The following is a 12,379-nucleotide window of genomic DNA, read 5'->3' on the forward strand; positions in this document are numbered from 1 at the left end:
ACATAGCGGACATCCCATGACAGACGTTTCCTCGGCCCTCGCCACTCTCGACAAGAGCACTGATGCCGCGCTGGCACGGCTTTTCGATCTGCTGAAGATTTCGTCCATCTCGACGGACCCGCAATTCAAGGGCGACTGCCAGCGCGCCGCGCAATGGTTGGCCGATGAGCTGAAGGGCATCGGCTTCGACGCTTCGGTGCGGCCGACGGCTGGGCATCCGATGGTCGTCGCCCATGCCAAGGCCAACCGGGCCAACGCGCCGCACGTGTTGTTTTACGGCCACTATGATGTGCAGCCGGTCGATCCGCTGAACCTGTGGGAGACCGATCCGTTCGCGCCGCGCTTGGTCGATGCGCCGAAGGGCCAGCAGATCGTGGCGCGGGGCTCCTCCGATGACAAAGGTCAGTTGATGACCTTCGTCGAAGCCTGTCGCGCGCTTCAGGCCAACGGCGGTTTGCCTTGCGATGTCACCATCCTGTTCGAGGGCGAGGAAGAATGCGGCTCGCCCTCCTTGCCGGCCTTCCTCAAGGCCAACAAGGACGAATTGAAGGCCGACATCGCGCTCGTCTGCGACACCAATATGTGGGACACGCAGACACCAGCCATCACCACCATGCTGCGCGGTCTCGTCTTCCATGAAGTGGTGATCAAGGCGGCGAGCCGCGATTTGCATTCCGGCATGTTTGGCGGTCCGGCTGCCAATCCCATTCGCATCCTGTCCCACATTCTCGCCGGCCTGCACGATGCCGACGGCCGCGTCACCCTGCCGGGGTTTTACGATGGCGTGAGCGAATTGCCGGCCGATGTAGCCAAGCAATGGCAGGCGCTGCCTTTCGATGCCAAGCATTTCTTGGGCTATGTCGGCCTGTCGGTGCCGGCGGGCGAGAAGGGCCGCAGCGTGCTCGAACAGATTTGGGCGCGGCCGACCTGCGAGATGAATGGCATTATCGGCGGCTATACGGGCGAAGGCGCCAAGACCGTGCTGCCGGCGGAGGCCCGCGCCAAGGTCTCGTTCCGTCTCGTTGGCCAGCAGGAGCCAGCTAAAATCGTCAAGGCCTTCGAAGCGCATGTGCGCGCCGGCTTGCCGGCCGATTGCAAGGCGGAATTCATTTCGCACGGCGCGTCACCTGCGCTGCAACTGCCCTTCGCCTCGCCGGAACTGAGCAAGGCGCGCGCGGCGCTGCAAAGCGAATGGGGCAAGGAGACCGTGCTCGTCGGCTCTGGCGGCTCCATTCCCATCATCGGTCTGTTCAAGAGCGAGCTGAATCTTGATTCCCTGATGGTCGGCTTCGCGCTCGAAAGCGATAAGATTCATTCTCCCAACGAAAAATACGAACTGTCCTCCTTCAAGGGTGGCATGCGCTCCTGGGTGCGTGTCCTGGAAGCGTTGGGCCAATAAAAACGCCAGCCCATAAAAATACGAAATGAATCTAGAGAGGATACGCCACGCGTTGCAGCCAGGCAGCGCCATCGGCCCATGGCCGGGCCTGTTATTGTGCTGTGCCGTCGCGCTGGCCGCGCATCTGGCAGGCCTCGCGCAGCGCGCTTTCGGCCATCAGGTGATCGACGCTTATGTCGGCGCGATCCTGATCGGTATCGCCATCCGCACATTCGCGCAGCCTGGGCGCCGCTTCGATAAGGGTATCGATTTTTCCGCGCGCACCTTGCTTGAAATCGGTGTGGCGCTGCTCGGCGCCTCGATCGGCTATGGCCTGGTGCCGGGCCTGTCGCTTGGCCTCGTCTTCGGCGCCATGGCCATCGTCGCCATGGGCATGGGCCTCAGCTTCGCCATCGGGCGCGCACTCGGCCTGTCGAAAAACCTCGCCATCATGGTAGCTTGCGGCAGCTCGATCTGCGGCAATTCCGCTATCGCCGCTGTTGCGCCGGCCATTCGCGCCGAACCGCCGGAAGTCACCTCCGCCATCGCCTTCACGGCGATCTGGGGGCTGCCGCTTGCCATCCTCTATCCGTTTCTCTTCGATGCGTTGGGGCTGACGGCGGTGCAGTACGGTGCCTTTGCCGGATTGACCATCTATTCGGTGCCGCAGGTGCTGGCCGCAACCATGCCGATCGGTGCGGTGGCGACGCAGATCGGTACATTCACCAAACTGGTGCGGGTGATGATGCTGGCGCCGGTGTTGTTGGCTGTGTCATTGGCCAATGCGCGCAGCCGCAACGTCCGCGTCACCCTGCCGTGGTTCATCTATGCGTTTCTCGGCCTTGTCGCGCTGCGCTCGCTCGGCCTCATCCCCGATGAACCGCGCGCCTGGCTGCTCGGCACGTCCAATCTCTTGACGCTCGTCGCCATGGCGGCGCTCGGCCTGTCGGCCGATGCGCGTGTCCTAATCCGTTCAGGCAGCCGCGTTTCGCTCGCGGCCCTCGCTTCGATGCTGCTGATCGGCGGAATGGGCTATGCGGTCGTCAGGCTGGTCGGTTAGTACGAATGCTCCGCGGCGGGAAAATTCTTACCCTTTACGTCCTGCACATAGCGCGTCACCGCATCGTCGATGCTTGAAGCGCCGACCATGAAATCCTTGGTGAAGCGCGGTTTCTTGCCGGGATAGACGCCGAGCATGTCGTGCAGCACCAGCACCTGGCCGGAACAATCGACGCCGGCGCCGATGCCAATCGTGCCCGCCGTGGTCAGGGCGGCGGTGACTTCGCCCGCCACTTTCGCCGGCACCATTTCGATCAAGATGAAGGCGGCGCCCGCTTCGGCCAAAGCCTTGGCATCGTCCATCAGGATTTTCGCGGCAAGCTGATTGGCGCCCTGCACGCGATAGCCGCCCAGAGCATGCACCGATTGCGGTGTCAGGCCGATATGGGCGCAGACCGGCACGCCGCGCTGGACGAGAAAGTGCACGGTCTCGGTCATATGGGCGCCGCCTTCCAACTTCACCATCTGCGCGCCAGCGGCCATCAGTTTCGCGGCATTGCGCATCGCCTGCGACGGGCTCTCCTGATAGGAGCCGAACGGCAGGTCGGTCATGATGAAGGAGCGGCGCACGCCGCGCGCGACGCAGCTCGTATGATATTCCATGTGTTCCATGGTGACGGGCAGGGTGGACGAATGGCCCTGCAGCACATTGCCAAGGGAATCGCCGACGAGCTGGATGTCGACGCCGCAACGATCGAGCAATGAGGCGAAGCTGGAATCATAGCAGGTGAGCGAAGCGATCTTCTCGCCGCTGGCGCGCATCTTCTCGAAGTCGGTCAGCTTCAACGGCTTGATGTCGGAAGGCTTGGCATCGGCGAGATAGGCCATGGCGGAATCCTGGAGCTTGTTGATGTTTTCTAAGACAACGAAACGGCGATGTTGTCGATGAGGCGCGTCTTGCCGAGTTTGGCGGCGACGAGCAAGCGCAACGGTTGCATAAATGGTTTGGCGACAACGGCCAGCGAAGCGGCATCGCGCAGCTCGAGATAGTCGAGCACAAAGCCGGCATCGGCGAGAGCCTGCCGGCCGGTGGCCAGCGCGGCGTCGGCCTCTTCACCGGCGGCAATGCGGCGGGCGACATCTTGCAGGGTCGCATGCAGCAGCGGCGCGCGGCGCCGTTCCTCGGTGTCGAGGTAAACGTTGCGCGATGACATGGCGAGGCCGTCATGTTCGCGCACAGTGGGCGCACCGATGATCTCGACGGGCAGATCGAGATCCTTCGCCATCTGCCTGATCACCGCGAGCTGCTGAAAATCCTTCTCGCCAAAAATGGCGACGTCGGCCGCGCTTTGGATCAGCAGTTTGGCGACGACCGTGGCGACGCCGGCGAAATGAGTGGGGCGGAAGCGATCTTCCAAATCGGCCTTGGCCGGTCCCTCCAACGAGACTGTGGTGGCAAAGCCCGACGGATACATGACCTGCGGTGTCGGCGAAAACACAGCATCGATGCCGGCCGCCGTCAGCCGTTCGAGATCAGCCTCGAAGGTGCGCGGATATTTGGCGAAATCCTCGTGCGGGGCGAATTGGGTCGGATTGACGAAAACCGAAGCCACGGCCCGGCGCGCCTTGCGCTTGGCGAGCTGCGCCAGCGAGATATGTCCGGCATGCAGGGCGCCCATGGTCGGCACGAGCGCGATCGTTTCGCCGGCGCGTCGCCACGGGGCGAGCGCGGCGCGCAGGTCGACAACGGTACTGATGACGGCAGGCTTGTTCATTACGGTTTCCGGTTCGCGGGCGACCTCTGTAAGCCGGCCCTATGTAAGGGGCGACGGCTCTGTCTCCAAGCCCGGTAATTCGGCAAGGGATTTTATGGTTTTGACCGGTGGCAGGTCGGCGTATTCGTTAGGCTGGCTGGTACGGTTGACCCAGACGGGCCGGAAGCCGAACCGGCGCGCTCCGGCGATGTCCCAGCGGTTCGACGACAGGAAGGTCACGGCGTCAGGCTTGGCCTGGAAACGCTGGGTGACGAGTTCATAGGCCCGGGGCTCGGTCTTGAAGGCTTGCAGGACATCGACCGAGAGCAGGGCGTCGAACAGGTCGTTCAGGCCAGCCGCCCTGGTGGCGTTCTCCAGCATGGCCGGCGTGCCGTTGGAGAGAATGGCCAGTTGCGCGCCTTGCGCCTTCAAGGCTGCCAGACAGGGCTTGGCGTCCGCATAGGCATCGAGCGTTTCGTAAGCGGCGAGCAAAGCCGCACGGGTCGCGGTGTCAATGCCGCCAAAGCGCGCGGCGGCGAAATCGAGGGCTTCGGCGGTGAGCACCCGGAAATCGCGATAGGCGCCCATCAGCGTGCGCGTCCAGGTGTATTCGAGCTGTTTGCTGCGCCAGAGATCGGACAGGCGATCCGCATGCTCTCCGATGGCATCGCGGTGGCGTGCCACGGCCGCATGCACGTTGAACAACGTGCCATAAGCATCGAAGACATAGATCGCTGCGGTCATGATCAGAGCTCCGGAGCGGATGCTTTGTCGGCTGCCGTTCGGCGCAACGGCCGCAATCGGCCCGGCCGCACGCCAACGGCATAAAGCGCTGCGACCAGCGCCAGCCCATAAGCAAGCGCGCCGCAGAGGCCCATGACGATGAGACGCGTCTCGTTCACCCAGCGCCCGGCATGGAGGGCAAGAGCATCGGCGAGCGGCTGCGCGGCAAAGGCCACGACCGCCAGGACCGCGGTCGCGCCGACGACCGCCGCGAAAACGCGTCCGGTGATCGCATCGGGCTGCATGCTGCCGCGCTTGACGGCGAGGGCCACGAGCAGGAGCAGGTTGATCCAGGCGCCGACGGACGTGGCGATGGCGAGGCCGGCCGCGCCATAGGGGCGAAACAGCAGAATTTTGAGGCCGACGTTCGCCGCCACCGCGAGCAGCGAAACGATCATCGGCGTCGTCGTGTCGCCACGCGCCTGGAAGCTGGCGACGGCCGAGCGCACCAGCACCGCAGCGGGCAGGCCCCAGCCATAAGCGGTGAGCACGCGGGCGGCGGCCGAAGCGGCGGCTTCATCGAAAGCGCCGCGCAGGAAAACGCCGCGCATGATGATGTCGGCGATGACGACGAAGGCGACGAAGAAGGGCGCGCTCAAAGCCGCCGTCAGCGCCATGGTACGGTTTTGCGCATCATAGGCGCTCTTGTTGTCGCCGGCGGCGAAGCGACGGCTCATTTCCGGCAGCAGCACCGTGCCGGCGGCAATGGCAATGACGCCGCCGGGCAATTGATAGATGCGATCGGCATAATAGACCGACGACACGCCGCCCGTCGGGAGCATCGACACGATGATCGTGTCGACGAAGAGCGCGATCTGCACGCCGGCCGAGCCGATGACAGCCGGCAGGAAGGTCTTGAAGAAGCGCTTGACGTCGGCATCCCAGCGCGGCCGCGCGAAGAGCGCAAGAATGCCGGCACGTCGCGCCGCATAGATGACGAGCGCCAGTTCGAGCGCACCGGCGACGAGAACACCGGCGGCGGCCGCATAGCCAGCATTGGGAAACAGAAAGGCGACGGCGAGGAAGGCGAGAATGGCGAGATTCAACAGCACCGGTGCGAAGGCGGCGGCGGCGAAACGGCCATTGGCGTTTAACGTGCCGGCGACGAGCGTGACCAGGGTGACGCAGAGAAGATAGGGGAAAGTGATGCGCGTCATGGTCTCGGCGAGCATCAGCCGTTCCGGATCTTTTTCCAGACCCGGCGCCAGAATGTCCATCACCTGCGGCATGAACGTCCAGGCCAGCAGCAGAACGACGATCTGCACGGCGAGCAGCAAGGTGAACATGCGCGCCGAGAACAGTTTCGCCGCCGCTTCGCCGCGCTCTTCCAGCGCCCGCGAATAGCCCGGTACATAGGCGGCGTTAAATGCCCCCTCGCCGAAAATGGCGCGGAAATGATTGGGCAGGCGCAAGGCGATGTAGAAGGCGTCGGCCAGCGCGCTGGCGCCGAGCACGGCGCCGAGCGCGACGTCCCGGACGAAGCCCGTCACGCGCGACAGCAGCGTGAAGCCGCCGACCGACAGCAGATTGCGCGCCAGACCGCTCACTGGACGGACCGGCCCACGAGGCGCACGGGCAAGGGAGAATCGGCAGCATCATTGGCCGGATCGATGGCGCTCGTGCCGATGCGTTCGGCGACGAGATAGAGCGGGCGTCGTTTCACTTCGGCGAAAATGCGCCCGACATATTCGCCCAAAATGCCAAGCGACATGAGCTGAATGCCGGCGAAGAACAGGATCGAGACGATCAACGAGGCATAGCCAGGCACGTCGACGCCATAGGCCGCGGTCTTGATCAGAAAATAGGCGGCCAGGATGAGGGCGACGGTCGAAACCAAAGTGCCGATGAAGGTCCAGATGCGCAGGGGCACCGTCGTGAACGACATCAGGCCGTCGAGGGCGAAGCGCGTCAGCTTGCGGTAGCTGAATTTCGATTCGCCATGGGCGCGATCGGCGACGACGAACGGCACGCCGATCGAGCGGAACCCGATCCAGGCGTAAAGCCCTTTGGAGAAGCGCGCGCGCTCCGGCATGCCGCGCAAGGCGTTGACGGCCTTGCGGTCGAGCAGGCGGAAATCGCCGGCACCGGGCGGCAGCCGCGTCTCGCCGAAAATGGCGAACATCTCGTAGAATTTTTCCGTCAGCCAGCGCCGCAAAGGACTGTCGCCTTCGCGATCGGTCCGCTGTCCGTAGACGTTCTGGAAGCCGGCATGCCATTTTTCAACGAAGGTCTCGATGACCTCAGGCGGATGCTGCAGATCGGCATCCATGATGATGACTGCATCGCCGTGCGCATGATCGAGGCCGGCGGCGATCGCCACCTCCTTGCCGAAATTGCGCGAGAAGGAAATGCCGGTCACGCGCGGGTCGGCGGCATGGGCGGCGCGCAGCACGTCAAGCGTGTTGTCGCGCGAACCGTCGTCGACGAAGACCACTTCGAAGGATGCGGTACAGCGTTCCAGCACCGGGATGAGCTGCGCGATCAGCGGCGACAGATTGTCCGCTTCATTATACATCGGCACGACGACGGAAATCTGTGGCGAGGGACGGGCCGTTGCACCGGGCGCTCGCTCGCTGATCGTGGTCTGGGTCATCGCCTTGACTTAAGTTCCTTGGTGATGGCGCCTGCCGCCCGCGTCAGCCAAGACCTATGCGGGCCGGCCAATTTGTGCAAGCTGTACAGGTCCAGGCTGTTGATTGTCGGGCTTTGAGCAGGAAAATTGGCCAAATTCGAGTTCATTCTGTGCGCTGATGATTATGCGCTGTCGCCGGCGGTGAGCCGCGGCATTTTGGAGGCGCTGGAAGCCGGCAGCCTGTCGGCGACCGGCGCCATGACCAACCGCCCGTCCTGGCGCGACGCTGCCCGTGATCTTAGGGCCCATGTCGGCCAGGCTTGGCTTGGCGTTCACCTTAATCTCACCCTCGGCACGCCGTTGACATCGATGCCCGCCTTCGCTGGCAACGGTCGCTTGCCGGGCATCGGCGCTCTCGCGCGAGCGAAGGCTGCCGATTTGCCTCAGCGCGAGATCGCCGCTGAAATCCACGCGCAGATCGATTCCTACGCGCAGGCGATGGGCCGCATGCCGGATTTTCTTGACGGCCATCAGCATGTGCAGGCTTTGCCCGGGATCAGCGACATTCTCTTCGGCGAGCTTGGTCGTTTTCCACTGCCGCATGACTTCTGGCTGCGCGACAGCGCCGATCGATGGGAGCGGATGCTTCTGCGGCGCAGCGCGTTGGCCAAAGCGGCCATGGTGTCCTGGCTTGGTCGCGGTTTTGCATCGGCGGCTCGTCGTCATGGCTTTACCGTGAACGATGGTTTCGCCGGTTTCTCGGCCTTCGACGAGCGGGTCGATTATGCGCGGGCGTTCTCGCGTTATCTCGTCGCGCCCGGCACACGCCATCTCGTCATGTGCCATCCAGGCTATGTCGATGAAGAATTGACCGCCGCCGATCCGGTCACTGGCACCAGGCCTCAGGAATTGGCTTTTCTTCTCTCCGATGATTTTGTCGCCCGCACTTCCGCGGCGGGCGCCGTCCTGGCGCATCCCTCCATCCAATAATCCAGCAAGATCAAGACTTAACCCCGCGTTAAGCCTGTTCCTTCAAAGTGCCGGCACAGGCCGCAGGAGGTTATGCGGCCGACCGATTCCTTCGAGGCATTCATGGACATGGCCGGACGAACAAGGGCGAGCGCGACCAACGGGGGCGTGCGCGGCAGAAAGATGATCCGCGATACGATCGTCAAATTGACATCGCTGGTCAGCGGCCTCGCGGTCCTTGCCGTTCTCCTGATTGCCTTTGTCACCCGCCCTCAGACGGGCAATGATCTGGTGCAGGACGCCTTGTGGGCCTGCGCCGCCGCGCTTCTCGTCGTCACCGTTCTGACGGTTTCGCTGAACGTGGTGCTGCGTTCGGTCACCGAGCCGATCGAGCATCTGACGGTCTCGTTGAAGCAGCTTGCCGCTGGCAATCTCGACGCGGATGTGCCGGAAGAAAAGGCGACCCACGAACTCAAGCAAATGGCCCTTGCCATCCGCCAATTGAAGCAGCGGCTGGTCGAGCGCAACGAGCTGTTGCAGACCATCGAGGCCGGCACTGCTGCCTCGCAGGCACGTCAAAGCCGGCTTGAAACTTTGATTTTGGATTTCCGTTCGACCGTCGGCTCGTTGCTTGGGCAAGTGTCGTCCCATAGCGAGCATATGACGGTGGCGGCCGACAGCCTGTCGACCATTGCTGCGGAGAGCGCGCGTCGCTCACGCCAGGCTTCGGGCTCGACCTCGGAAGCTTCCAATTACGTGACCACGGTGGCCCGTGCGTCCGAAGAACTGTCGACGGCGATCCGCGAAATCGAAAATCAGGTGGTGCGCACCCGCAACATGGTCATCGAGGCCTCGCGCACCACGGCGATCACCAGCGAGACGATCAACGGCCTGGCCGAGAAGGCGCAGAAGATCGGCGAGATCATCGGCATCATCCAGGCGATCGCGGCGCAGACCAATCTGCTGGCGCTCAACGCCACGATCGAAGCCGCCCGCGCCGGCGAGGCAGGACGCGGCTTTGCCGTCGTCGCTCAGGAGGTCAAATCGCTAGCACATCAGACGGCCCAGGCCACCGATCGCATCGCCGAGCATGTCGCCTCCATCCAGAATGCCACCACCGGCGCCGTCGAGGCGATCGGCGCCATCGGCGCCACCATGCAGCAGGCCGAAGGCTTCACCGCCGGCATTGCCGTGGCGGTCGAGGAGCAGGCGGCGGCGACCAAGGAAATTTCCCGCAGCGCCGCTGAAGCGGCGGAGGAAACCAAGTCCGTGGCCAGCCATATGGATGGCCTGAAGACGGCCGTGGGCGAGACCGACCAGGCGGCGGCGCAGGTTCACCGTTCCGCTTCCGACGTCGCTCAGCAGGCCAAACGGCTCAACGAGACGATCGAGGGCTTCCTCCATTCGGTTTCTGGAGGCTGAGGCCGGTAACACTTGTGGCTTAGCTAACGTATTGAAAATAAGCCGCATTTAAGTGCGAGATGAGCGTGCGCGCCCAACGGTTAAGCCAGTGGCGCCCCATTTTGATGCATTTTTAAGTATTTCCACCTCTTTTTGTGACCTTGTGAGTTTTTCAAGCGTTAGGCCCTTGATTCGGGTTTCGCTGAAAGAAAGGCAGAAATTGATGCGGCGTGCCATTCTTGCTGCCGGCCTCCTTCTGATCGTTCTGGGCATCGCCGCGATGGTGAATGGCTGGTCGATCGTTCAGGTGGAGCGGGGCTGGGCGCAATTCATCGCGGGCTCGATGCTATTGTCGGCTGGCGCCATTCTTGCCGCGATTTCCGTCGTCGTGGCCCGGCTCGATGTAGTGATCCAGGGTGGTCCCCGTCCGGTGCGTCGTCCTTCGGCACCGTCCTTGGCCCGTCCGCCCGTCGTCGATCGGCGGCCGCAAGGCGTGCCTGGCGCCTTGCCCAGCCCGCAGGACATGCCGCTGCCGATGCCAACGGCCATTCCCGCGCCGCTGCCGCCCTTCGTGCCCTCGCCGGTGATCGCTGAGACCGCGATGGCTGAAGCAGCCGTTCAGGAAACCAAGCTTCCCGAAATCTCCCTGCCGGACGCGCCGGTCGAGGCCCCCGTTCACGAACCGGTGGTGGCCTATGAGGCTCCGCCGCAAGAACCTGCGGTTCATGAGCCGGTACCGCATGAGCCAGCGCCGCAAGAACCAGTCTTGCATGAACCTGTCTTGCGTGAACCTGTCTTGCAAGAACCTGTTTTACACGAACCCGTCGCACGCGAGCCGGCGGTGGAAGCGCCACGGCCCGTCTCTCCGCCGGCCTATGTAGCGCCTGAGCCTCCCCCGCCGCCGGTTATCAGGCCCGAGCCTGTGCCGCCGCCTCCGGCGGAGCCGGCCCGCAAGAGCCGCATTTCCATCGGCGCATTGGCAGGGGCTGCCGGCGCCGTTGCTGCGGGCTCTCTCTTCGGTCGCCGCTCCGAACCCGCGCGGCCTGTGGAGCCGCCACCGGCGCCCGCACCTGTTGCACCGGCTGTCGAACCGCCGCGCGCTCCGTCGATTGATCCGACGGAAACATTGAAGCGTCTGGAAGCCGAGATCGAAGGCAAGTTGTTTGGTTCGGCGCCGCCGGCACCACCGCCGCCTGAGCCCGAGGCCAAAGCCGCGGAGCCGCCGCCCGAGCCCGTCGTCGAAACACCGCCGCCGGCTCTAGACGTCGTGGAGATTCACGAAGAGGCCCACGAAACGATCGAGGTTGTGAGTGCTCCCGCCAGCGCGGAGCCCGCTCCAGCGCCAGCTCCGGTGGCCGAGAAGGATGACGTCGCGTCACTGCCGGAAACGACTGAGGTCGATGAGCTGGCTTGGCTCGACGCCGCATTGCGCGGCATCGAACTGCCGAAAGAGCCGGAGTGGGTGACGCGTCCGGAAGCGGCCGAACCACCGCCGCCGGCTCCAGAGCCCGTACCTGCGCCCGCTCCAACCGCACCGCCCGCCGCTGCCGCGCCCGATCATGCCGCGATCATGCGTTCGATCGAGGAGCGTCTCGAGCACGAACTGCTCGACGATCTGCCGGCCGAACCCGCCGTGTCAGAACAAGCGCCTGTTGTGCCGGAACCGCAGCCGGAACCCGAGAGCGAGCCGGAACCTGTCTCCGAGCCCGTGCCGCCGCCGCATGCCGAAGCGCCGGCCGCCGAACCGGAGGCAGAAGCCGCGCCTGAACCGGAGCCTGCACCCGAGCCAGAGCCAGAGCCAGAGCCAGAGGCGACCATCGTGCGTCGCTATGAATCGCAGGGCGTTGTCTACACGCTTTACGACAACGGTTCGGTGGATGCCGAAACGCCGAACGGCGTGTTCCGCTTCAATTCGCTTGACGAATTGCGTGACTTCCTGACGAAGCCGGCTTGATGAGAATGCCTCACTTGATCAGTTTCGAGACCGTTCGAAACTGATCGGTGCCGGCAACCTCCAGCCATTCGAACAGAACCATCTCGGTCGTCACGATGGTCACGCCGTTTTGGCGCAAGCGTTCGAGCGCGATGACTTTTGAGTGGTCGCTGCGCGATGACACCGCATCGGCGACCACCGCCACCTGATAGCCCGCTGCCCGAAAATCGACGGCGCTTTGCAGCACGCAGACATGGCTTTCGATGCCGCAGACGACGAGCTGCTGGCGCTGATGCACGCGGCCAAGTTCGTTGATGCGCATGGCGGTCTTTGCGTCGCGGGCGCAGGAGAAATGCAGCTTGTCGAACACGAGCGCACCATTGCCTGCCGCTTCGCGTATGTCGGCGACCGTCGCGCCGATGCCTTTCGGATATTGTTCCGATATGGTGATCGGTACGGCGAGTTCACGCGCGCCAGCGCAGAGCTTTTGCACCTGGGCGATCAAGTCCTCGGGTGCCGTCATCGCCGGCAGCAATCGTTCCTGGATGTCGACGATCAGCAGTTGCGATTGATGACGGTCGAGCAGCATC

11 protein-coding genes are annotated in these 12,379 nt (G+C 63.8%); 5 read left to right on the plus strand and 6 right to left on the minus strand.

The genetic code is table 11. The features are described 5' to 3' along the window. The first annotated feature begins 16 nt into the window (after positions 1 to 16). A complete protein-coding gene (locus tag OIM99_RS25670) occupies positions 17 to 1,399 on the plus strand; it encodes a dipeptidase (protein WP_311853369.1) in 1,383 nt (460 codons plus the stop codon). 52 nt (positions 1,400 to 1,451) lie between these two features. Further along, complete coding sequence (locus OIM99_RS25675; protein WP_311853370.1) at positions 1,452 to 2,438, plus strand: putative sulfate exporter family transporter; 987 nt, start codon at positions 1,452 to 1,454, stop codon at positions 2,436 to 2,438. On the opposite strand, the gene panB is transcribed toward OIM99_RS25675, so the two are convergent. Genes panB through OIM99_RS25700 form a run of 5 tightly spaced genes read right to left on the minus strand, consistent with a single transcriptional unit; the run spans position 2,435 to position 7,507 of the window. After that, positions 2,435 to 3,265 carry a 3-methyl-2-oxobutanoate hydroxymethyltransferase gene (gene panB, locus OIM99_RS25680; RefSeq protein WP_311853371.1) on the minus strand — a complete coding sequence of 277 codons (831 nt, stop codon included), beginning with the start codon at positions 3,263 to 3,265 and terminating at the stop codon, positions 2,435 to 2,437. The genes OIM99_RS25675 and panB overlap by 4 nt on opposite strands. A 29-nt stretch (positions 3,266 to 3,294) precedes the next feature. Continuing rightward, positions 3,295 to 4,152 (minus strand): pantoate--beta-alanine ligase, encoded by an 858-nt coding sequence (panC, locus tag OIM99_RS25685; RefSeq protein WP_311853372.1) that lies wholly within the window; start codon positions 4,150 to 4,152, stop codon positions 3,295 to 3,297. Positions 4,153 to 4,191: 39 nt separating this feature from the next. Next, entirely contained in the window at positions 4,192 to 4,875 is a 684-nt protein-coding gene (locus OIM99_RS25690; protein ID WP_311853373.1) for a haloacid dehalogenase type II, read from the minus strand. Positions 4,876 to 4,877: 2 nt separating this feature from the next. After that, complete coding sequence (gene murJ, locus OIM99_RS25695) at positions 4,878 to 6,452, minus strand: murein biosynthesis integral membrane protein MurJ (protein ID WP_311853738.1); 1,575 nt, start codon at positions 6,450 to 6,452, stop codon at positions 4,878 to 4,880. Between the two features lie 5 nt (positions 6,453 to 6,457). Further along, positions 6,458 to 7,507, minus strand: coding sequence for a glycosyltransferase family 2 protein (locus tag OIM99_RS25700; protein WP_311853374.1), 1,050 nt, complete (start codon positions 7,505 to 7,507; stop codon positions 6,458 to 6,460). 126 nt (positions 7,508 to 7,633) lie between these two features. On the opposite strand from OIM99_RS25700, the gene OIM99_RS25705 reads away from it, so the two are divergent. From OIM99_RS25705 to OIM99_RS25715, 3 genes are all read left to right on the plus strand, one after another. After that, entirely contained in the window at positions 7,634 to 8,476 is an 843-nt protein-coding gene (locus tag OIM99_RS25705) for a ChbG/HpnK family deacetylase (RefSeq protein ID WP_311853375.1), read from the plus strand. A 72-nt stretch (positions 8,477 to 8,548) separates the two neighbouring features. Then, entirely contained in the window at positions 8,549 to 9,877 is a 1,329-nt protein-coding gene (locus tag OIM99_RS25710; protein ID WP_311853376.1) for a methyl-accepting chemotaxis protein, read from the plus strand. A 202-nt stretch (positions 9,878 to 10,079) separates the two neighbouring features. Further along, the gene (locus OIM99_RS25715; protein WP_311853377.1) at positions 10,080 to 11,810 is read left to right on the plus strand and encodes a hypothetical protein; all 1,731 of its coding nucleotides are present in this window, start codon (positions 10,080 to 10,082) and stop codon (positions 11,808 to 11,810) included. Positions 11,811 to 11,820: 10 nt separating this feature from the next. Here OIM99_RS25715 and OIM99_RS25720 read toward each other — a convergent pair whose 3' ends face one another. Next, positions 11,821 to 12,378, minus strand: coding sequence for a hydrolase (locus OIM99_RS25720; protein WP_311853378.1), 558 nt, complete (start codon positions 12,376 to 12,378; stop codon positions 11,821 to 11,823). Between the last annotated feature and the right edge of the window lies 1 nt (position 12,379).

The sequence above is a fragment of the Methylocella sp. CPCC 101449 genome (genome assembly GCF_031921685.1).
Lineage (GTDB): Bacteria > Pseudomonadota > Alphaproteobacteria > Rhizobiales > Beijerinckiaceae > Terripilifer.

What these genes read in the sequence shown, in the direction of transcription:
- OIM99_RS25670 (WP_311853369.1), top strand. Translation starts at nt 17, where the DNA reads ATGACAGACGTTTCCTCGGCCCTCGCCACTCTCGACAAGAGCACTGAT.
- panB (WP_311853371.1), bottom strand. Translation starts at nt 3,265, where the DNA reads ATGGCCTATCTCGCCGATGCCAAGCCTTCCGACATCAAGCCGTTGAAG.
- panC (WP_311853372.1), bottom strand. Translation starts at nt 4,152, where the DNA reads ATGAACAAGCCTGCCGTCATCAGTACCGTTGTCGACCTGCGCGCCGCG.
- OIM99_RS25690 (WP_311853373.1), bottom strand. Translation starts at nt 4,875, where the DNA reads ATGACCGCAGCGATCTATGTCTTCGATGCTTATGGCACGTTGTTCAAC.
- OIM99_RS25700 (WP_311853374.1), bottom strand. Translation starts at nt 7,507, where the DNA reads ATGACCCAGACCACGATCAGCGAGCGAGCGCCCGGTGCAACGGCCCGT.
- OIM99_RS25710 (WP_311853376.1), top strand. Translation starts at nt 8,549, where the DNA reads ATGCGGCCGACCGATTCCTTCGAGGCATTCATGGACATGGCCGGACGA.
- OIM99_RS25715 (WP_311853377.1), top strand. Translation starts at nt 10,080, where the DNA reads ATGCGGCGTGCCATTCTTGCTGCCGGCCTCCTTCTGATCGTTCTGGGC.
- OIM99_RS25720 (WP_311853378.1), bottom strand. Translation starts at nt 12,378, where the DNA reads ATGCTGCTCGACCGTCATCAATCGCAACTGCTGATCGTCGACATCCAG.